Genomic DNA, 20,830 nt, shown 5'->3' on the forward strand with positions numbered 1-20,830 from the left:
AGAGCGTCCGTCGAACGGTTTCGGCTCAAAGGAGGCGTGCATGCTGAGAGCGTCATTGTTGCTGCTGGGGTGCCTGCTGGGTCTGCAGGTGGCGGCCATCGAGCCTGCAGAGCTGGTGAACGGAGCGCGCCAGCAGGTCGGCGTGACCCTGTCCTACGACCCCGCCTACCGACGTATCGCCTACCCGGGCGGGGACGTACCCATGGCAACCGGGGTGTGCACCGACGTGGTGATCCGCGCCCTGCGCCTGCAAGGCCTGGATCTGCAGAAGGCGGTGCACGAGGATATGGCGGCGAATTTTTCAACCTACCCGAAGCAGTGGGGGCTCAAGCGTCCGGATCGCAACATCGATCACCGCCGCGTGCCCAACCTGATGACCTGGTTCCGGCGCCAGGGCATGGCCCTGCAGATAAGTCGCCAGGCGGCCGACTATCGGGCGGGCGATATCGTCACCTGGGATCTGGGTCGCGGTCAGACCCATATCGGCATCGTTTCCGATCGCCCGTCCGCGGCGGGCGAGCCGCTGATCCTGCACAACATAGGCGCCGGTACCCGGGAGGAGGCCATCCTGTTCCGCTTTCCCGTCATCGGCCATTACCGCTTCGTACCCAGCTAGCTACAGAAACGGCGAAGCCCCGCGCCTTGTGGGCTACGGGGCTTCGGTTGGAACAGCTGTCAGGCGTGGTGGTAGCTGATCACGCTGTCCTGCTCCTTGAGCACCTTGCGCATCTCCGCCGGGATGTTGCCGGCCCTGACGGCCAGTTCCAGGCGGATGTCTTCGAGGCTCTGAGCGAAAGCGTTGGAATCGTTGATCTGCAGTTTCTGCAAGACCCGACTGTAGGCGGTGGTGTCCGCTTCATCGATCAGGGACAGAACGATGCTACCGTCCGGGCGAGGCCGACTGAAGGTGGCACGTAGTGGGGCGAATAGCTTCTCGACAAGCTGTCGATTACCATTTTCCATTGACGAACTCCAGTTTACGTAGGAATACCTATGAGTAACTGAAACTTATTTAGTTCGACGATGGCCGCTATTTCGCGCCCTAAAGTGACGAATTTCGCATTATCTCGATGTTCAGCGACGCAGTGCCTGGCGCGTACGCTCGATCAGGCCTGGCAGGGTGTCTGCGCTGTATTGGCCCGGGTAAAGACGCTGGGTGTGCTGAGCAACGCCGGTGTGGTCCACCACGGTGAAGCTGAAGCTGCCCTTGCGCGCTGCCAGAATATGGCAAGCCAATGGGGCAAAAGCGTTGGAAAGAGTATGGATAGCGGTTTGGATTTGTTGATTGGTATTCATGATTGGGTGTTTCCTGATACTGCAGGCGCATGATCGCGCCATAAATAAAGGGCTCCGGTCGTGGGCTTATGCCAACGGGACTGGTTATCGGAGCGGGCTGCGCGCTTTTAAGTTCCACCTTTATAAGTAGCGGAACGGGTGGTCGTTAAAACGCTAGCGAGGCAGCCAGTGCAAGGCAAAAACAGACGAAAAAGCGGAGTTTACGAGATGTAACTTAGCATTTTGAGTCTGTTTTTAACGCAGCAATGGCAACGCAGATAGTTTCAACGACTGCCGGAGCGGGTCTGTACTTCAGAAGACTGGCAAGGTCAGCGCATGAGCGGGACAGCCAGATCAGTCAGCGGAGGGGGTCTTGGCAGCTATGCGTGCATCGATTGGATGCCGATTGCCAGGAAACCATCAAGGAGGCCAGGAGGCCGGATGACTTGCAGCGTGGTACGAACGGAGCGAACTATACGTGACTGTATAAAAAATAGCCAGCCCTGATTTGATCTTTTTGTGTCCGCTGATCGGCGTCGCACTGGCCGGTCGATTTGAGCTAGCATTAGCGCTCTTTTGCTTTCCTCTGGCGACGGTTTTCAATGAGTTATCAGGTTCTTGCACGCAAATGGCGCCCGCGTTCGTTTCGCGAGATGGTCGGGCAGACCCATGTGCTGAAAGCGCTGATCAACGCACTCGACAGCCAGCGCCTGCACCATGCCTATCTGTTCACCGGTACCCGCGGGGTGGGCAAGACCACCATCGCACGCATCATCGCCAAGTGCCTGAATTGCGAGACCGGCATCAGCTCGACACCGTGCGGCACCTGCTCGGTATGCCGGGAAATCGATGAAGGTCGTTTCGTCGACCTGATCGAAGTCGACGCCGCCAGCCGTACCAAGGTCGAGGACACCCGCGAGCTGCTCGACAACGTGCAGTACTCGCCGAGCCGTGGGCGCTTCAAGGTCTACCTGATCGACGAAGTGCACATGCTCTCCACCAGCTCCTTCAACGCCTTGCTCAAGACCCTCGAGGAGCCGCCACCCCACGTCAAGTTCCTGCTCGCCACCACCGACCCGCAGAAGCTGCCGGTCACCGTGCTGTCGCGCTGCCTGCAATTCTCCCTGAAGAACATGCCGCCGGAGCGGGTGGTCGAGCACCTGACCCACGTACTGGGCGCCGAGAACATTCCGTTCGAGGATGACGCGCTGTGGCTGCTTGGCCGCGCCGCCGATGGTTCGATGCGCGACGCCATGAGCCTGACCGACCAGGCCATCGCATTTGGCGAGGGCAAGGTGCTGGCTGCCGACGTGCGCTCCATGCTCGGCACCCTCGACCACGGCCAGGTGTATGGCGTGCTGCATGCGCTGATCGAAGGCGATGCCCGTGGTGTGATCGAGGCGGTACGCCAGCTCGCCGAGCAGGGCCCGGACTGGAGCGGCGTGCTGGCCGAGATGCTCAACGTGCTGCACCGCGTGGCCATCGCCCAGGCGCTGCCGGATGCGGTAGACAACGGCCAGGGCGACCGCGAGCGCGTGCTGGGCCTGGCCCAGGCGCTGCCCGCTGAAGACGTGCAGTTCTATTACCAGATGGGCCTGATCGGCCGCCGCGACCTGCCCCTGGCGCCGGATCCGCGCAGCGGCTTCGAGATGGTGTTGCTGCGCATGTTGGCGTTCCGGCCGGCCGGCGATGGCGATGCCCCGAAGGTGGCGCTAAAGCCGCTGGGGATCAGCCAGGCCAAGGCTGATCCCCAGGCAAACCCGGTGGCCGACGCAGCGCCCGCTGCGTCAGCGCCTGTGGTCAGTGCCGCACCAACGACACCGGTAAGCCCGAGCCAGCCGACGCCGGCCGCTGTCGTGCCGCCGGCTGCGCCGCCCGTAGCTGCGCCCGCTGCGGCAGTACCGGCAGCGGAACCTGCTGTCACGCCGCCCTGGGAAGATGCGCCGGTCGAAGCCGAGGCTGCAGCACCGTTCAGCGAGGCACCCGAACCATCCCCCGAGCCGGTTGCCGTGCAACCTGTGCCGCAACAGCCGGCCGCCGCTGTCGAAGTGCAACCGGAAGCGGCAGCCGAGCTGCCCGTTCCCGAACTGGCCGACGTGCCGGTGATCGACACCCGCGACCTGAACCCGCCCGACAGCGATGACGAGCCGCCACCCGGCGACTACGACTACGTGTCGATGGACGTCGACAACCTGGATTACGATTTCGCCGATGCGCTCGCAGGCGATCAGCCCCAGGCCGAGCCCGAGCCGGAGCCGGCAGCGATGCCGGCCACCGGCCTGGCCGCCGAATGGCTCGAGATCTTCCCCAAGCTGGGGCTGAGCGGCATGACCGGCAGCATCGCCGCCAACTGCACGCTGATCGCCGTCGAAGGCGACAAGTGGCTCTTGCACCTGGATCCCGGCCACAGTGCACTGTTCAACGCGACCCAACAGCGGCGTCTGAACGACGCGCTCGACGCCTACCAGGGCCGCGAGATGCAGCTGAGCATCGAGCTGGTCAAGCCCGAGCAGGAAACGCCGGCCCAGGCAGCCGCCCGCAAGCGCGCCAATCGCCAGCGCGAAGCGGAGGCCTCGATCCAGAACGATCCGCTGGTGCAGCAAATGATTTCCCAGTTCGCCGCCTCCGTGCGTGTGGGCAGTATCGAACCCGTCGATAACGTCGTTAATCCCTGACTACCGAGGACAACATCATGATGAAAGGTGGCATGGCCGGCCTGATGAAGCAGGCGCAGCAGATGCAGGAAAAGATGCAGAAGATGCAGGAAGAGTTGGCCAACGCCGAGGTCACCGGTCAGTCCGGTGCCGGCCTGGTCAGCGTGGTGATGACCGGTCGCCATGACGTCAAGCGCGTCAGCCTTGACGACAGCCTGATGCAGGAAGACAAGGAAATCCTCGAAGACCTGATCGCCGCGGCCGTCAACGACGCCGTGCGCAAGATCGAAGCCAACAGCCAGGACAAGATGTCCGGCATGACCGCAGGCATGCAGTTGCCGCCCGGCTTCAAGATGCCGTTCTGATTGGCTCGTGCCGTCCAGCCGACGCACATGGCTGCGTTGCCGGCGGACTCGGAATCCTCATGTGCACCAGCACACTGCGGTTCCTCGTCCGCCAGCGCCTTGCCCTGCACGCCGTCTGATCGCCACTGTAATGCATTGAGCCCGACCATCCTCCGGCTACGATTGCCAAGGCGCTGTTAGGCGGGAGTGGCCAGCTTTGACGGAGCGCGCCATGGGCGCGAATCACGGGCATGGACTGGGCGTCCCCGCCCGTTCCCACGGGCGCCATTCCACGATCTTGTCTCTCCGCTTTTATAACCGAGCACTCGCACCATGAGCTTCAGCCCCCTGATTCGCCAACTGATCGATTCGCTGCGCATCCTGCCCGGCGTCGGCCAGAAGACTGCCCAGCGCATGGCGCTGCAACTGCTCGAACGCGATCGCAATGGTGCCCAGCGGCTGGCCCAGGCGTTGAGCCAGGCGATGGAGGGGGTGGGCTACTGCAAGTCGTGCCGCAGCCTGAGCGAGAGCGAGATCTGCCAGCTCTGCGAAGACCCGCGCCGCGACGACAGCCTGCTCTGTGTGGTGGAAGGCCCCATGGACGTGTATGCCGTGGAGCACACCGGCTTTCGCGGCCGTTACTTCGTGCTCAAGGGCCACCTGTCGCCCCTCGATGGCCTGGGGCCGGAGGCCATCGGCATTCCGGAGCTGCTGGCGCGCATCGAGGCCGGGCAGTTCAGCGAAGTGATCCTGGCCACCAACCCGACGGTGGAGGGCGAGGCGACCGCCCACTACATCGCCCAGTTGCTGGCCGGCAAAGGCCTGATCGCCTCGCGCATCGCCCATGGCATGCCGCTCGGCGGCGAGCTGGAGCTGGTCGATGGCGGCACCCTGGCCCACGCCCTGGCGGGGCGGCGGCCGATCAACATCTGACTGGCGGTTCGTTGGGTAGGACGCTGCGCGGCCAGGTGATCCTGAGCTAAGAATAGCTATAATTTGTTTCTGAGAAGCATTACCATTCATGCGTCTTCCTTGCGCGGTGGTGGTGTGCTCGATGTCCCTCGTTTCTTCCCAGCAGTCCCTGCAGCAGCTGTACCGTGAGCACAGCAGCTGGCTGAACGGCTGGCTGCGCAAGCGCATGGGCTGTGCGGACAATGCCGCGGATCTGGCCCAGGACACCTTTGTTCGGCTGCTGAGCAAGCATCGCGAGCTGCCGTCTCTGCGCGAGCCGCGGGCCTACCTGTCGACCATCGCCCACTCGCTGCTGGTCAACCACTGGCGCCGTCAGGCGATCGAGCGTGCCTACCTCGAGGCCCTGGCCCTGCAGCCGGAGCCCCACGCGCCTTCGCCGGAAACCAGCGAGCTGATCATTGAAACCCTGCTGGCCATCGACGCCATGTTGCTGCGTCTGCCGGCCAGGGTGCGCGAGGCGTTCCTGCTTTCGCAGCTCGAGGGCCTGACCTATGGGGCCATCGCCACGCGCCTGCAGGTATCCGAACGCATGGTCAAGAAGTACATGGCCCAGGCCATGCTGCAATGCCTGCTGTTGGCCGAGGCCTGAGCCATGGCGCCTGATCACGGTCACCTGCAACAGGCTGCCGAGTGGTTCGCGGTGCTTGCCGATCCGCCAGTCAACGATCAGCAGCGCCAGGCCTGGCAGCAGTGGCTGGCGGCGCGCCCCGAGCATGCGGCGGCCTGGCAACGGGTCGAGGCGATCAGCAGCCAGTTCGCCCGATTGCCGGCTGATACCCACCGCCGCGCCGCAGCCCAGGCCTTGCGCAGGCCCGGACGCAGCCGGCGCCAGGTGCTTGGGCTGTTCGCCGTGCTGGGTGGGGCAGGGTTGCTGGCCGCTGCCGGGCAGGGCCGGCCGTGGGGCGCGTGGCTGGCCAGCGAGCGCACCGCTACCGGGGAAATCCGCGATCTGCGCCTGGCCGATGGCAGCCACCTCTGGTTGGGCAGCCGCACGGCAATCGACGTCGACTACGGCGCTTCGACGCGGTTGTTGCGGCTGCTGCAGGGCGAAGTGTTGATCGACACGGCACCTGATCCGCGGCCCCTGCTGCTCGACACCCGTCACGGGCGGCTGCAGGCCCTGGGCACCCGTTTCGGCGTGCGCGAGGGCGACGGCTTCACCCAACTCAGCGTCTTCGCGGGGGCGGTACGTATCGAGCCCTCGACCGGGCAGGCCGCCCAGGTGCTGCAGGCCGGCCATCAGGTGCGCTTCGGCAGCGACGCCATCTCCGCCAGCGAGCCGGTGGACCCGGCACGCCAGGCCTGGAGTCGCGGCGTGTTGCTGGCCAATGACCGGCGCCTGGGCGATTTCATCGCGGAGCTGGCCGATTACCTGCCGGGTTACCTGGGCTGCGACCCGCGGGTGGCCGATCTGCGCCTGGTCGGTGCCTATCCGCTGGGCGACCCCGAGCGGATTCTCCAGGCCCTGGCCGGCAGCCTGCCGATTCGCGTCAATCGGCGTTTGCCCTGGTGGGTGACGATAGACCCGCTGGCCGGCTGATGCCCTAGCATGCAAAAAACTTGCGATGGCGGTTCCCCTTTTGCGATCTCGACTGGCCTTCCCGTATCCGGCCCTTGCGCACCCTGCGCGGGCGTTGTCTCGAGGACTCCTGCATGTCGTCACCGCTCCGCTTCTCGCCCCTTGATCTGCGCCGCTCGATCCGCCTGGCCACCCTGGCCCTGGCGACCTGCTCACCGCTTCTCGTGCAGGCCCAGGCCATCGAGGTCGGTAGCCACCAGCAGGCAGCGCGCAGCTACCAGATTCCGGCGGGCTCGCTGTCGGCGGCGCTGAGCCGTTTCGCGGCGGAGGCGGGCGTGCTGCTGTCGGTGGATGGGCGGCTGACCGCCGGCAAACAGAGCCCGGGGCTGCAGGGTGAGGCCGGTGTCGACGAGGGCTTCGCGCGGCTTCTGCAGGGCAGCGACCTGCAGGCCGTCGCCGATGGCCACGGCGGCTACTCGCTGCAGGCCGCCGCGCAGACGGGTAGCGGGTCGCTGGAGCTGGAGAGCACCGATGTGCGCGCCTTCGCCCTTGGCAACGCCCTGGGCAGCATGGACGGCTACAACGCTACCCACAGCAGCGTGTCGACCAAGACCAGCAAGGCGCTGGCGAAGACCGCGCAGAGCGTGTCGGTGGTCACCCGCGAGCAGATCGAACGCCAGGGCGCGCTGAGCGCCGCCGATGCCATGCGCTACAGTCCGGGCGTGCTGACCAACCCCTACGGCAACACCCACCGCTACGATTACCTGGCGATTCGCGGCATCAACGACGGCTCGGTGGACAACATCACCATCGACGGCCTGAAGTCCATGGGCGATCCCGGCTCCTACAGCAGCCTGCAGATCGACCCGTACTTCATCGAGCGCATCGACATTCTCAAAGGACCTTCTTCGGTGCTGTACGGCCGCAGCAACCCCGGCGGCCTGGCGGCCATCAGCACCAAGCGACCGGCGTTCACCCAGTCCGGCCGGGTGGACCTGTCCTATGGCAACAACGCCCGCAAGTCCCTGGGTTTCGACGTCACCGGCCCGTTGAACGAAAACATCGCCTACCGCGTCGTCGGCCTGGCCAAGGACGCCGATGCCCAGGCCGATCACGTCACCGAGACGCGCTATGCGCTGATGCCCAGCCTGGCGCTGAACCTCAGTGACGACACTTTCCTGACGCTCTACGCCTACCTGCAGGACGAACCCAACGGCGGCTATCACGGCAGCCTGCCGGCCTCCGGCACCGTGCACAAACGCGATGGCCGGCGCCTTTCGAGGGGCTTTTTCGAGGGCGACCCGGGCGTGGAGGAGTTCACCCGCACCCAGCAGATGGCCGGTTACGAGGTCGAGCACCGCTTCAACGACACCTGGAGTGCGCGGCAGAACTTTCGCTACGTGGATGCGCGGGTGTCGAACAGCCAGGTCTGGGCCTCCGGCTACCTGAGCGACACCAGCAACGAGCTGTATCGCGGCTACAGCGGCGGCCAGGAGCGTTTGCACGCCTGGATCGTCGACAACATGCTGCAGGCCGACTTCGCCACCGGCGCGGCCCAGCACACCCTGGTACTGGGCCTGGACTATCAGTATTCGAAGAACAAGATCGCCGACCAGCGTGACAACTCGATCCTGCAGCCACCCGGCTCGGTGACCCCGATCGACGTGTTCGATCCGGTCTACGACAATAATCCCCTGACCTCCATCACCCCGGTGACCGACGCCCTGCGCCGGCAGAAACAGACCGGCCTGTACCTGCAGGACCTGGTCGAGATCGACAACTGGAACCTGTCCTTCGGCCTGCGCCAGGACTGGTACGACGTGTCCATCGATGACGAGATCAGCGGCAAGGACGACAACCAGGGCGAGAAACTCAGCGGCCACGTCGGCGTGCTCTATGGGTTCGACAACGGCGTGTCGCCCTATGTCAGCTACTCGACCTCGTTCAACCCGACCTCCAACTATTCCAGTGGTGCGCAGATCCTCGACCCGACCACCGGCGAGCAATGGGAAGCCGGCCTCAAGTTCCAGCCGCCGGGCACGGAGGACCTCTACACCCTGTCGTTCTTCAACCTGGAGATGGAGAACCTGTTCGCCAAGGAAAACAGCCTGGTCACCGACAGCTTCTACAAGGGCGTCGGCGGCATTCGCTCCCGTGGCGTCGAGCTGGAGGCGCGTTTCAAACCCCTCGACAACCTGCAGCTGATCGCCAGCTACACCCATGCCGACGTGTCGTACAGCAAGTCCTACTTCGTCAACGCCGGCAGCGCCGTGGTGGACGCAAAGGGCAATACCCCGCCGCAGACGCCCGAGCGCATGGCCAGCCTGTGGGCCGACTACCGCTTCAGTGACGGCACGCTGGCCGGCCTGAGCGTCGGCGCCGGTGCGCGCTATGTCGGCCAGAGCGAGGGCAGTGAGCTGAACGATTTCGATGTGCCGTCCTACACCCTGTTCGATGCCTCCATCGGCTACGACCTGAGCCAGGTCGGCCTGAACGGCACCTCGCTCAGGCTGACCGCCAACAACCTTACCGATGAGTACTACGTGGCGTCCTGCTATTCGGCCGTCGCTTGTTATCTGGGCGAGGAGCGGACGGTGACGGCGACTCTTACCCAGCGTTTCTGAGGGCTCGTTGGAGCTGGGTCATCGGTCCGCTTTTGTGGGAGCGGGCGGGGACGCCTAGTCCATGCCCGCGATTTTTTCGCGCGCATGGCGCGCTCCCGCAGGCGTAGGGTGGATGACGCTTTTTTCATCCACCATTGCGATTGCGGAGTGGTGGACGGGTAAAGCGTCGTCCACCCTACGAACTGGCTCGGCGTTTCTGAGACGCTGCGCCATCTCTGAGTTCGATTTCATCGACTTGGACTGCAAAGTGGCGGAAGCAGCCGCAAGCTGCAAGCTACAGGTTAAAAGCAGTCCGCAATGCTCTCTCTTGTTCTCGCAGCTTGAGGCTTGCGGCTTGAAGCTCAATGTCCGCTTCTGCCTTCCAGCGCTCAGCCCGCGTTGCGTAGCCGCAGCATGTCGCGCAGCGGCGGGGCGCCGAACAGGCGGCTGTACTCGCGGCTGAATTGCGAGGGGCTTTCGTAGCCGACGCGAAAGCTCGCCGAGGCCGCTTCCAGGCCTTCGCTGAACATCAGCCTGCGCGCTTCCTGCAGGCGCAGCTGCTTCTGGTACTGCAACGGGCTCAGGGCGGTGACGGCCTTGAAGCGGTGGTGCAGGGTCGAGGCGCTGAGGTTGACCTCGCGGGCCAGCTCCTCGATGCGCAGGGGCTTGTCGTAATGCCGGTTGATCCATTCGATGGCACGGGCGATGCGGTGGCTCTGGCTGTCGGCCATGACGATTTCGCGCAGGCGCTGGCCCTGGGGGCTGCGCAGCAGCCGATAGAAAATCTCGCGCAGGGCGAGCGGCGCCAGCATGGCGGCGTCACGCGGAGCGTCGAGCAGGCGCAGCAGGCGAATCACCGCATCGAGCATGGAAGCGTCCAGGCGGTCGACGAACAGCGCTCGCTTGGCGCCAGGCGCCGGCAGGCCGATCGGCCCGGCGGCGGAGAGCAGTTCGCTGATCAGCGCCGGGTCGATGTCCAGGCGCACGCTCAGGTACGGCTGCTCCGGGGTCGCTTCGATCACCTGACCGGTCACCGGCAAGGTCACCGATGCCACCAGGTAGTTGAGCGGGTCGTAGTAATACTGCTCGGCGCCCAGGCGAACCTCCTTGCGCCCCTGGGCAATGATGCACAGGCACGGCCGGTAGAGCGTCGGCATCGGCAGGCTGGGCGCCGTGGTGTAGGCCAGCCCCAGGCCGTCGATCAAGGTCTCGTGCATGCCCTCGCTCGGGGTGTGCTGCCGAATCAGGTGGGCCAGTTCACGTTGGCGAAGGGCCAGGTCATCAGGCTGGTCGGGTTGCATCGTCTACTCACTCGCGAATTTGTGCGAAGCCTATCCGGGAATTGCCCAGACGTCCCGCGCGGCCATCGATCTTCGGAGTATTGGGCAAGCGTTACGCAGCATTAGGCAATCGCCTGCGCTACATGCCCCGCGATGGGCGGTCGAAAGAGATGGTCGAGCTCAAATCCGCACGATCAGGCAAGAATGCTCCAGTATCCGGCTAACGCTGAAGGGGGCCCGGCTCCTACTCTGGATTCATCGCGGCGCAGTGCGCCGCCCTGACCAGAGGATCGCACCATGAACAACATCCAAGAAAAAGTCGTCCTGATCACCGGCGCCAGCAGCGGCATTGGCGAAGGCTGTGCACGCATGCTGGCCGAGAAGGGCGCTCGGGTCGTGCTCGGTGCCCGTCGGGTCGAGCGCCTCGAGCAACTGGTGGCGGATATCCGCGCTGCCGGTGGCCAGGCCATCGCCCGCCGCCTGGACGTGACCGACGCCGCCGATGTGCAGGCCTTCGCAGATGCCGCCATGGCCGAATATGGCCGCATCGACGTGTTGCTCAACAATGCCGGGGTGATGCCGCTGTCGATGCTCGAGGCGCTCAAGCTGGAGGAGTGGAACCGCATGATCGACGTCAACATCCGTGGCGTGCTGCACGGCATCGCCGCGGCCTTGCCGGTCATGCAGGCCCAGCGCAGCGGGCAGATCATCAACGTGGCGTCGATCGGCGCCTACCGGGTGTCGCCAACCGCGGCGGTGTATTGCGCCACCAAGTACGCGGTACGGGCGATCAGCGATGGCCTGCGTCAGGAAGTCGGCGGCGATATCCGCGTGACCCTGGTGTCGCCTGGCGTGGTGGAGTCCGAACTGGCCGACAGCATCTCCGATGAAGGTGCCCGCGACGCCATGCGCGAATTCCGCAAGGTCGCCATCAGCCCTTCGGCCATTGCCCGCGCCGTTGCCTATGCCATCGAGCAACCGGCGGATGTCGACGTCAGCGAACTGGTGGTGCGCCCGACCGCGAGCATCCACTGACAAGGCGGATGCCACGGCGGATCTGCCGTGGCATCGCCGACTAGATCGAGGGAGAAAAACCATGACCCTGCAGACCCACATCACCGTGCTCGAAGCCGCTCCAGGTCGTTGTGAGGAACTGGGTGGCTACCTGCGTGACCTGCTGGAGCCGACGCGGCGTCTGGAAGGTTGCCTGACATTCGAGCTACAACGTGATCGGCGGCGCTGGCAGTTGCTCAGCCGCTGGCGTAGCAGCAGCGACCTGGAGCGCTATTTCGCCGAGCCGCTCTTACAGGAAGTAATCGGCAGCGCGTGGCGAAGTGGCGCCATACAGCAACTGCAAAGCCGCGCCGCCTGATCGCTGGCACGCAAACGCCCCGGTCGAGGCCGGGGCGTTTGTGTTGGTGCGGCGGGCGTTTACTCGACCAGGGTCAGGGTCACGTCGATATTGCCGCGGGTAGCGTTGGAGTAGGGGCAGACGATGTGGGCCTTGTCGATCAGTGCCTTGGCTTCTTCACGGTCCAGGCCGGGCAGGGTGATCTTCAGTTCCACCTCGATGGCGAAACCGGTGGGCACCGCACCGATACCGACGATGCCTTCGATCCAGCTGTCCGGCGACACCTTGTGCTTGTCGCGGGCGGCGACGAACTTGATCGCGCCCAGGAAGCAGGCCGAGTAGCCGGCGGCGAACAGTTGCTCGGGGTTGGTGCCCTGACCGCCAGCGCCGCCCAGCTCCTTTGGCGTGGTCAGCGCGACATCCAGCACGCCGTCGGAGGAAATGGCACGGCCTTCACGGCCCCCAGTGGCTTCGGCGTAGGCGCGGTAGGCAACGGTTTCGATCGACATGGTGAAATCCTCGTATTTGGTTTGTGCGATGTTTGTTAGTGCGCAATTTAACTGCTCGATGTGAACTCTAGTCGCGATTTATTTAGCGCGCAAGGTATTTTTCGAAGAAAGTTTCAACAGGGTGGATCCAGCGCCGTATTGACGAAGCTCAGTCTAGACTCGCGGTGTTACCTGTTGATTGCACGTCTGTGTTCAGAGGCTGTCCTGCAGTTGCTTGCGCAGGGCGGTCAGCTGCGCGGTGAGGCTGGCCAGGCGCTCTGCCGTCTGCGCGCTGGCATCGAGAATGCAGCCGGGGATCTGCCGGGCTTCGGCGTGCAGGGCGCGGCCCTTGTCGGTGAGGTGCAGGTGCACCACTCGCTCGTCGCTACTGCTGCGCTTGCGGTCGATCAGCCCCTCGGCCTCCAGGCGCTTGAGCAGCGGCGTCAGCGAGCCGGGGTCGGTGAGCAGGCGCGCACTGATCTCGCTCACGGTAATGCCGTCGCCTTCCCATAACACCAGCATCGCCAGGTACTGCGGATAGGTCAGGCCGAGCTTCTTGAGCAGCGGCTTGTAGACCTTGGTCATCATCAGCGAGGTCGAATGCAGGGCGAAACACACCTGGTTGTCGAGCAGCAGATCGGCGCAGGTGTCGTCGGTGGTCATGAAGGCTCCGGGGATGAGGGCAGGGCAGGCAGGCAATTTAGCGCGCCGATCCGGTCGATGCCAGCCAAAGCGGCTGAGCAAGGCGCCAGTGAGCGGCCTGACGCCCATCTGGCATACATTGCCGCGTCGCCTGTCATGGTTACGCGGCGTCGATGGGGCGTCAGGGAGTAATACATGAAGAGCTTGATGGCGGGTTTCGCCGCGCTGCTGCTACTGGCCGGCTGCAGTACGCCTGGCAAGCCCGCCGCGCTGCAAGCCCCGGTGACCGGCAAGATCAACCCGACCCGGGTGCAGATCACGCCGGGCGACGCCGATATCGAGGCGGCCAAGGCCAGCCTGTTCACGGCCATCGATGCCAAGGGTGTCGAGTTCGATTCGCTGTTCGGCACGGCGGCCAATGCGGCTGGTGAAGACGTGGCCGTCTGCGGTTTCGCCAAGCGCGACGAGAGGGAGCAGGCCTTGTATTTCGCCTACTACAGCGGCGAGCTGCTGCTCCGGGGCCAAGCCGCGCCCCACCGCACCAGCACCGACAACCAGTTTCTGGCGATGATCTGCTCCTACCGCTAAGCCGTCAGCCTCAGCCCAACAGGCGCCGCGGTGGTGGCAGGCGCTTGAGCGTGGCGGCCTTCGACCGGGCTGCCATGCGCCGTTTCGCCGGGCAGATGCCGGTCACGCCGCGGAAGATGCCCAGCGCACCGGCGGCGATATCGGTCAGGCCGAAGACGCCGCCAATGGCCAACCCCTTGCGTATCAACAGCGCGCCACCGGCGATGGAGATCACCCGTTCCATGGGCGCCAGGTTGGTCGCGCTGTCGTTGTTGTCATGTGCAGGCATGGGAACTCCATCAAGAGGCTTTCTTCAGGGCGCTGAGCAGTTCGGCCTTGCGCATCGTCGAGCGCCCGCTGATCTGGCGGGCACGTGCCAGGCGCAGCAGCTCCTGCTTGCTCTGCTCGTCCAGTGGGCGGTTGGGGTGGGTCTCACCGCGCCGGCTGGCCGCTGCCTGACGGGCGGAATCCTGGCGGGCGCTGCTCTTCTGCTTGGCACTGGTCTCGCGCCCCGAGCCGCCGGCCCGTTCGCCGCCACCGGACTGCTTGTTGACGGTGGCCCAGGCCCGGGCGCGGGCCTCGTCTTCCGAGATGCCGCGCTCCTCGTAGCTGGATTCGATGGCCGCTGCCTTGCGTTTCTGGGCCTCGGTGTACTTGTCTTTGCTTCCACGTGGCATGTCGGTCTCCTGGTCAGCAATGGTGTGGGTCGGTATCCATGGGGCAGGCCGGTGCGGCGTCGAGTTCAGGGGGCTGGATGAGTGGTCGTCGGCAATTCGGCAGACGCATTGAACTCTGTCGCAGGTGGCGGACTCATTGCTAAGTGCTTTTGGAACAGGGCGCCGAGCTCTGGCATGCGCCCGCCAGCCGCTGAACCTAAGAGGAGATCGACGATGAAACGAGATTGGGAACTGATCCGTGAACTGCTGCTGCAGATCGAAGCCCTGGAAACCGGACACCACTTCTACCCGCAGCAGGTCGGTGAGCACAGCGCCGAATCGGTCAGCTACCATATTCATCTGATGTGCCAGGCCAACCTGATCGAGTGCTCCCAGCACCATCCCTGGAATGGCGCGCCGGTCTCCATCGCCAACGGTCTGACCCTGACCGGTCACGACCTGCTCGACGGCATTCGCGAGGCGTCGCTGTGGGAAGCCAAGAAGGCCTATCTGCAGGCCCGCGCCGGCGGCATTACCTATGAAGGACTGAAGAACGCGCCGACCGCCGACTCCATGCTGTTCGCCAGTCGCGGTAGCGAAGAGGGTCGTCACGGCCACGTCTATAACTGATTCAGGGAGCGAACCTGCAATGGCCGAGGAAGCAGTGAAAGCAACAGACAACGTCGATACTTTCAAACAACTGATCCTGGCCAAGCTCAGGTATTCGGTGGGCAAGGACCCGGGCAATGCCTTTGCCCACGACTGGTTCGAGGCGGTGGCCCTGGCGGCTCGCGATCACCTGATCGACCACTGGGAAGACGCCTCCCTGCAGGTCGACCGCCAGGAACAGAAACGCGTTTACTACCTCTCGCTGGAGTTCCTGATCGGCCGCCTGCTGGTCGACAACCTCAGCAACCTCGGCCTGCTGGACACCGCCCGCGAAGCGCTGGCCCAGCTGGACGTGGATTTCGAGCAGATTCGCAACCTGGAGCCCGATGCCGCCCTCGGCAACGGCGGCCTGGGCCGCCTGGCTGCCTGCTTCATGGAAAGCATGGCGACCCTGAATATTGCCGCCCACGGTTATGGCATTCGCTACGAGCACGGCCTGTTCCGTCAGGTGGTGATCGACGGCTGGCAGCAGGAACATACCGAGACCTGGCTGGATTTCGGCAACCCCTGGGAATTCGAGCGTCCAGAGGTCAGCTACAGCGTCGGTTTCGGCGGCAGCGTGGTGAACCTGGCCGATTCGGCCGAGGTCTCCCGTTACGAATGGCAGCCCTACGAGCAGGTGCGCGCCATCGCCTACGACACCCCGGTGGTCGGCTGGCGTCATTCCAGCGTCAATACCCTGCGCCTGTGGCGCGCCCGCGCCGAGGAAGACCTGCAGCTGGAACGCTTCAATGCCGGCGATCACTTCGGCGCGGTGGCCGATGTGGTCAGGGCCGAAAGCATTTCCCGGGTGCTCTACCCGGCGGACAGCACCGAAGCCGGTCAGGAGCTGCGCCTGCGCCAGGAATTCTTCTTCGTCTCGGCGTCGCTGCAGGACCTGATCGCCCGGCACCTGGAGTTGAACCTCGACATTCACTCGCTGCCCGACCGCGTCGCCATCCAGCTCAATGACACCCACCCGGCGATCGCCGTGGCCGAGCTGATGCGCCTGCTGGTCGACGTGTACCGCCTGGAATGGTTCGAGGCCTGGAAGCTGACCACCGCGACCCTGTCCTACACCAACCATACCTTGCTGCCCGAGGCTCTGGAGTCCTGGCCGGTGTCGTTGATGGAGCGCCTGCTGCCGCGGCACATGCAGATCATCTACCTGATCAACGCGTACCACATCGATTCGCTGCGCGCCAAGGACATCCACGACTTCGACCTGCTGCGCTCCATCTCGCTGATCGACGAGGACAATGGCCGGCGCGTGCGCATGGGCAACCTGGCCTTCCTTGGTTCGCACAGCATCAACGGCGTCTCGGCGCTGCACACCAACCTGATGCGCAAGAGCGTGTTCAGCGATTTCCACCGCCTGTACCCGGAGCGCATCAACAACAAGACCAACGGCGTGACCTTTCGCCGCTGGCTGTACCAGTCCAACCCGCAACTGACCGAGCTGCTGGTCGGCGCCCTGGGCGAAGGCGTGCTCGACACGCCGGAAACCACCCTGCGCTCGCTCGAGCCGTTCGCCGCCAAATCGTCGTTCCGCAAGCAGTTCGCAGCTCAGCGCCAGCACGCCAAGCGCGCCCTGGCCGAGCTGGTGCGCGAGCGCATGGGCATCAGCCTGGACACCCAGGCAATCTTCGACGTGCAGGTCAAGCGTATCCACGAATACAAGCGTCAGCTGCTCAATCTGCTGCACACCGTGGCGCTGTACCAGGCGATGCGCAACGACCCGGCCACCGACTGGGCGCCGCGGGTGAAGATCTTCGCCGGCAAGGCTGCGGCCAGCTATCACCAGGCAAAGCTGATCATCAAGCTGGCCAATGACATCAGCCGCACCGTCAATGCCGACCCGACCCTGCGCGGGCTGCTCAAGGTGGTGTTCATTCCCAACTACAACGTCAGCCTGGCCGAGGTGATCATCCCGGCGGCCGATCTTTCCGAGCAGATCTCCACCGCCGGGCTGGAAGCCTCCGGCACCAGCAACATGAAGTTCGCCCTCAACGGCGCGCTGACCATCGGCACCCTGGACGGCGCCAACGTGGAGATGTCCGAGCAGATCGGCCGCGAGAACATGTTCATCTTCGGCATGACCGCCCAGCAGGTCGCCGCTCGTTCGCGGCGTGACCTCAACATGAGCGCCGAGGTGGCCGCCTCCGAGCGGCTGGCCGGTGCCCTGGAAGCGATCCGCTCCGGGGTGTTCTCGCCGGACGATCCGGGCCGCTACACCGGCCTGATCGATGGCCTGCTGGCCCATGACCGCTTTCTGGTCTGCGCGGATTTCCAGGCCTACTGGGAGGCGCAACGCAAGGTCGATATCCTCTGGCGCACGCCGGATCGCTGGTGGCAGGCGGCGGTACTCAACAGCGCACGCACCGGCTGGTTCTCCTCGGATCGCACAATCCGTGAGTACGCCAAGGAAATCTGGAACGTGGGCGGCCTCGACGGCTGACCGCTCTGCCATGAGCAAAAGCCCGGCATGCCTCGCGTATGCCGGGCTTTTTTCAGGTTTTCGCGTTTCGCGGGAAAGGCACGCTTGACGCCGGACTGGCAATAAAGCGTTCGCTGCCGATGACCTGGCACTCTCCATTGGCCCGCCGCCTTGTCTGATGGGTTTCGCCCCTTACGGGCGAGTCACTTGATTCGCTGCGCTTACCCTTCGGGCCAGCCTACGGCTGTTACTTCGCTGCGCTTCGTAGCTCTTGCTTGCCCAAGAGAAAGTAACCAAAGAGAAGGGCACCCCACCATCCGGGCTAGGCGCCCCCGCCCAGCTGCGCCGGGGTTCCCTCGCTCCATCACCACTTCAGGGGCCCGCTGCGAAGGGCCATCCCTGGCCCATTGCAGCTCTCGCGACATCCATGTCGCTCATGGCTACCCGCCCGGCCCCTTACGTGGTGATTCCACTCGGCCTCCTGAAGGGGACTTGGGCGTCGCCTTTACGATCGCAGCTCAAGAGCAAAAGCAAAAACAGACGCCGCCGAGCTTGAGTCTGTGGAAATTTTGTAAGCTCGCGCTCCGGTCCCGTCAGGAGGCCGAGTGGAGGTGTCGCGTAGGGGGACGAGCCGCATGGACGCGGCGACATACCGATGGCGGCCCCGCTTAATGGGCCAGGGAAGGCCCATGTAAGCCGGCCCCCGGAGCGGCGCCGGAGCGAGGAAACGCAGCGAAGCGGAGTAACAGCCGAAGGCTGGCCCGCAGGGTGAGCAAAGCGAATCAAGTTTCGCGCAGCGAAACCCGGATGTCGGGGTGCCCTTCTTTGGCACACCTTTCTTGGGCAAGCAGAGAAACGTAGCGAAGCGCAGTAACAGCCGCAGGCTGGCCCGAAGGGTGAGCGAAGCGAATCAAGGTGTGGCGCCCGTAAGGGGCGCAACCCAAACGTTCAGCAGACGCGGTAATGGATAGTGCCAAGCTAGTCAGTGATACGCACACAAACTTGCCAGTCCAGTGTCAACCCGCACTTTCCCCAAACTATGCGAAGAACCTTTTTCATCCTGCGAACACGCTTGAGTGCCGTCCGTCCTGTTGCCGGGCGCCGCTTCGCTAAAAAACCCGAACGTCCCCCTGCTTGCGGCCTCACATTCCTGAGGCGTCCACACGTCCAAACCGCGCCTGCCTGAGCGCGGCGGACGCTGTTGCCCCGATCAGCCGATCTGGCGGGGATACCACTGCGAGGAGATGACTGATGGAATCCAGAGACAAGGGCCGTACCAGCGAGTTGGCGGGTACCGACACCGTGGACCGCGGCAACAGCAACAAGAAGCTCGAACAGCTCGAACGCTTCCGTGAAGACGCCACCGGCCAGGCGCTGACCACCGACCATGGCACCCGTATCGCCGACAACCAGAACAGCCTGCGTGCCGGTGAGCGCGGCCCGTCGCTGCTCGAAGACTTCCTGCTGCGCGAGAAACTCACCCACTTCGACCACGAGCGTATTCCAGAGCGCGTGGTGCACGCCCGCGGCGCGGCGGCCCATGGCTACTTCCAGGTCTATGAGGACCTGAGCGAACTGACCAAGGCGGACTTCCTCACCGACCCGAGCAAGAAGACCCCGGTGTTCGTGCGCTTCTCCACCGTGCAGGGCCCGCGCGGTTCGGCCGACACCGTGCGCGACGTGCGCGGCTTCGCCACCAAGTTCTATACCGACGAAGGCAACTTCGACCTGATAGGCAACAACATGCCAGTGTTCTTCATCCAGGATGCCATCAAGTTTCCGGACTTCGTGCACGCCGTGAAGCCCGAGCCGCACAACGAGATTCCAACCGGCGCCTCGGCCCACGACACCTTCTGGGATTTCGTGTCGCTGACCCCGGAGTCGGCCCATATGGTGCTGTGGACCATGTCCGACCGCGCCATCCCCGTGGGCTTTCGCGGCATGCAGGGCTTTGGCGTACACACCTACCGGCTGGTCAATGCCGAGGGCCGCGCGCACTTCGTCAAGTTCCACTGGCGCCCGGTGGCTGGCGTGTTCTCACTGGTCTGGGACGAGGCGCAGAAGCTCGCCGGCAAGGACCCGGACTTCCATCGCCGCACCCTGTGGGACGACATCGAGAACGGTGACCCGCTGGAATGGGAACTGGGCCTGCAGGTGATCCCCGAGGAAGACGAGCACAAATTCGACTTCGACCTGCTCGATGCCACCAAGCTGGTGCCCGAGGAGCAGGTGCCGGTACGCGTGGTCGGCAAGCTGGTGCTCAACCGCAACCCGGACAACTTCTTCGCCGAGACCGAGCAGGTGGCCTTCCAGATGGCCAACATCGTGCCCGGCATCGACTTCACCAACGACCCGTTGCTGCAGGGCCGGCTGTTCTCCTACACCGATACCCAGCTGCTGCGTCTCGGTGGCCCGAACTTCAACGAGATCCCGATCAACCGTCCGGTCTGTCCGTTCCACAACAACAACCGCGACTCCTTCCACCGCCAGACCATCAACAAGGGCCGCGCCTCCTACGAGCCCAACTCCATCGATGGCGGCTGGCCCAAGGAAACCCCGGAGGCACCGAAGGGCGGCGGCTACTTCAGCTATCCCGAGGAAGTGTCCGGGCCGAAAATCCGCAAGCGCGCCGAGTCGTTCGGTGATCACTTCTCCCAGGCCCGGCTGTTCTTCAACAGCATGAGCGCGGCCGAGAAGGCGCACATCGTCGCGGCCTACAGCTTCGAGCTGGGCAAGGTCGAGCGCATGCATATCCGCAAGCGTCAGGTGCACGAGATTCTCGCCAATATCGACCTGGATCTGGCCAAGCAGGTGGCGGCCAATATCGGTGTCGACGCGCCGAGCGGGCCAACCGTGCAGGTGCCGGAGATTTCCCTGAAGGAGTCGCCGGCGCTGAGCCAGATGAACCTGCTGCCGGGCAACATCAAGTCGCGCAAGGTGGCGATCCTGGTCGGCGACGGCGTCAAGCAGGCCGATATCGACGCACTGACCGCCGAGCTCGACAAACAGGGCGCGCAGTTCAAGCTGCTGGCGCCAAGTGCCGCGCCGGTGACCAGTGATGCCGGCCAGGCGCTGGTGCCCAATGACTCCATGCAGGGCCTGCCGTCGGTGGCCTTCGATGCGGTATGGGTGCCGGGTGGCGCGAGCTTCGCCAAGGCCCTGGAAGGCGATGGCGTGGCGCTGCATTACCTGCTCGAGGCCTACAAGCACCTCAAGGCCATCGCCCTGTGCGGCGAGTCGGCCGATCTGCTCAAGCTGCTGCGTCTCCAGAAGGATGAAGGCTTGCTCACCGGGCAGGCGGGTAGTGGGTTGGTACAGCCGTTCACCGCGGCGATCGCCAAGCACCGCGTGTGGGCCCGCGAGCCGCTGACCAAAGCGATTCCAGCCTGACGTG

Annotated in this window: 20 protein-coding genes; 13 read left to right on the top strand and 7 right to left on the bottom strand. The window is 64.5% G+C overall.

The features are described from left to right. Window positions 1–40: 40 nt before the first annotated feature. On the top strand, window positions 41–616 hold the full coding sequence (locus tag SA190iCDA_RS10785; protein ID WP_070887069.1) for a DUF1287 domain-containing protein: 576 nt from the start codon (window positions 41–43) through the stop codon (window positions 614–616). Between the two features lie 59 nt (window positions 617–675). On the opposite strand, the gene SA190iCDA_RS10790 is transcribed toward SA190iCDA_RS10785, so the two are convergent. Continuing rightward, entirely contained in the window at window positions 676–963 is a 288-nt protein-coding gene (locus tag SA190iCDA_RS10790) for a DUF3509 domain-containing protein (RefSeq protein WP_070887068.1), read from the bottom strand. A gap of 111 nt (window positions 964–1,074) precedes the next feature. After that, entirely contained in the window at window positions 1,075–1,296 is a 222-nt protein-coding gene (locus SA190iCDA_RS10795; RefSeq protein WP_070887067.1) for a hypothetical protein, read from the bottom strand. Window positions 1,297–1,877: 581 nt separating this feature from the next. Between SA190iCDA_RS10795 and dnaX the strand changes: the two genes are divergently transcribed. From dnaX to SA190iCDA_RS10825, 6 genes are all read left to right on the top strand, one after another. Further along, a complete protein-coding gene (gene dnaX, locus SA190iCDA_RS10800; RefSeq protein ID WP_070887066.1) occupies window positions 1,878–3,950 on the top strand; it encodes a DNA polymerase III subunit gamma/tau in 2,073 nt (690 codons plus the stop codon). A gap of 17 nt (window positions 3,951–3,967) precedes the next feature. After that, the gene (locus tag SA190iCDA_RS10805; RefSeq protein ID WP_013791929.1) at window positions 3,968–4,294 is read left to right on the top strand and encodes a YbaB/EbfC family nucleoid-associated protein; all 327 of its coding nucleotides are present in this window, start codon (window positions 3,968–3,970) and stop codon (window positions 4,292–4,294) included. A 312-nt stretch (window positions 4,295–4,606) separates the two neighbouring features. Continuing rightward, window positions 4,607–5,206, top strand: a complete 600-nt coding sequence (gene recR, locus SA190iCDA_RS10810; protein ID WP_070887065.1) for a recombination mediator RecR — start codon at window positions 4,607–4,609, stop codon at window positions 5,204–5,206. A gap of 121 nt (window positions 5,207–5,327) precedes the next feature. Then, window positions 5,328–5,834: a sigma-70 family RNA polymerase sigma factor gene (locus SA190iCDA_RS10815; RefSeq protein WP_236101171.1), complete on the top strand. Its 507-nt coding sequence runs from the start codon at window positions 5,328–5,330 to the stop codon at window positions 5,832–5,834. Between the two features lie 3 nt (window positions 5,835–5,837). Beyond that, window positions 5,838–6,785 (top strand): FecR domain-containing protein, encoded by a 948-nt coding sequence (locus tag SA190iCDA_RS10820; protein ID WP_070887064.1) that lies wholly within the window; start codon window positions 5,838–5,840, stop codon window positions 6,783–6,785. Between the two features lie 113 nt (window positions 6,786–6,898). After that, a complete protein-coding gene (locus tag SA190iCDA_RS10825; RefSeq protein ID WP_070887063.1) occupies window positions 6,899–9,388 on the top strand; it encodes a TonB-dependent siderophore receptor in 2,490 nt (829 codons plus the stop codon). Between the two features lie 368 nt (window positions 9,389–9,756). Here the strand turns inward: SA190iCDA_RS10825 and SA190iCDA_RS10830 are convergent, their stop codons facing one another. Then, window positions 9,757–10,668, bottom strand: a complete 912-nt coding sequence (locus tag SA190iCDA_RS10830) for an AraC family transcriptional regulator (protein WP_070887062.1) — start codon at window positions 10,666–10,668, stop codon at window positions 9,757–9,759. Between the two features lie 276 nt (window positions 10,669–10,944). Between SA190iCDA_RS10830 and SA190iCDA_RS10835 the strand changes: the two genes are divergently transcribed. Continuing rightward, complete coding sequence (locus SA190iCDA_RS10835) at window positions 10,945–11,682, top strand: SDR family oxidoreductase (protein ID WP_070887061.1); 738 nt, start codon at window positions 10,945–10,947, stop codon at window positions 11,680–11,682. Window positions 11,683–11,743: 61 nt separating this feature from the next. Beyond that, window positions 11,744–12,019 (top strand): putative quinol monooxygenase, encoded by a 276-nt coding sequence (locus tag SA190iCDA_RS10840; RefSeq protein WP_070887060.1) that lies wholly within the window; start codon window positions 11,744–11,746, stop codon window positions 12,017–12,019. Between the two features lie 59 nt (window positions 12,020–12,078). On the opposite strand, the gene SA190iCDA_RS10845 is transcribed toward SA190iCDA_RS10840, so the two are convergent. Both SA190iCDA_RS10845 and SA190iCDA_RS10850 read right to left on the bottom strand, forming a co-directional pair. Then, the gene (locus tag SA190iCDA_RS10845) at window positions 12,079–12,507 is read right to left on the bottom strand and encodes an organic hydroperoxide resistance protein (protein WP_013791921.1); all 429 of its coding nucleotides are present in this window, start codon (window positions 12,505–12,507) and stop codon (window positions 12,079–12,081) included. Window positions 12,508–12,699: 192 nt separating this feature from the next. Further along, complete coding sequence (locus SA190iCDA_RS10850; RefSeq protein ID WP_070887059.1) at window positions 12,700–13,149, bottom strand: MarR family winged helix-turn-helix transcriptional regulator; 450 nt, start codon at window positions 13,147–13,149, stop codon at window positions 12,700–12,702. 174 nt (window positions 13,150–13,323) lie between these two features. Between SA190iCDA_RS10850 and SA190iCDA_RS10855 the strand changes: the two genes are divergently transcribed. Continuing rightward, a complete protein-coding gene (locus SA190iCDA_RS10855) occupies window positions 13,324–13,716 on the top strand; it encodes a hypothetical protein (protein ID WP_070887058.1) in 393 nt (130 codons plus the stop codon). A 10-nt stretch (window positions 13,717–13,726) separates the two neighbouring features. Here the strand turns inward: SA190iCDA_RS10855 and SA190iCDA_RS10860 are convergent, their stop codons facing one another. Together SA190iCDA_RS10860 and SA190iCDA_RS10865 are read right to left on the bottom strand one after the other, a co-directional pair. Then, window positions 13,727–13,984 (bottom strand): YgaP family membrane protein, encoded by a 258-nt coding sequence (locus SA190iCDA_RS10860; RefSeq protein WP_070887057.1) that lies wholly within the window; start codon window positions 13,982–13,984, stop codon window positions 13,727–13,729. A 10-nt stretch (window positions 13,985–13,994) separates the two neighbouring features. Next, window positions 13,995–14,372, bottom strand: coding sequence for a termination factor Rho (locus SA190iCDA_RS10865; protein ID WP_070887056.1), 378 nt, complete (start codon window positions 14,370–14,372; stop codon window positions 13,995–13,997). A 213-nt stretch (window positions 14,373–14,585) separates the two neighbouring features. On the opposite strand from SA190iCDA_RS10865, the gene SA190iCDA_RS10870 reads away from it, so the two are divergent. The 3 genes from SA190iCDA_RS10870 to katE all read left to right on the top strand — a co-directional run bounded on the left by SA190iCDA_RS10870 (window position 14,586) and on the right by katE (window position 20,826). Further along, complete coding sequence (locus SA190iCDA_RS10870) at window positions 14,586–14,981, top strand: DUF2513 domain-containing protein (RefSeq protein ID WP_070887055.1); 396 nt, start codon at window positions 14,586–14,588, stop codon at window positions 14,979–14,981. 19 nt (window positions 14,982–15,000) lie between these two features. Next, window positions 15,001–17,457 (top strand): glycogen/starch/alpha-glucan phosphorylase, encoded by a 2,457-nt coding sequence (locus SA190iCDA_RS10875; protein ID WP_070887054.1) that lies wholly within the window; start codon window positions 15,001–15,003, stop codon window positions 17,455–17,457. A 1,230-nt stretch (window positions 17,458–18,687) separates the two neighbouring features. Continuing rightward, a complete protein-coding gene (gene katE / locus SA190iCDA_RS10880; RefSeq protein WP_070887053.1) occupies window positions 18,688–20,826 on the top strand; it encodes a catalase HPII in 2,139 nt (712 codons plus the stop codon). Window positions 20,827–20,830 lie beyond the last annotated feature (4 nt).

The organism is Pseudomonas argentinensis, assembly GCF_001839655.2.
Classification (GTDB): Bacteria; Pseudomonadota; Gammaproteobacteria; order Pseudomonadales; family Pseudomonadaceae; genus Aquipseudomonas; species Aquipseudomonas argentinensis_B.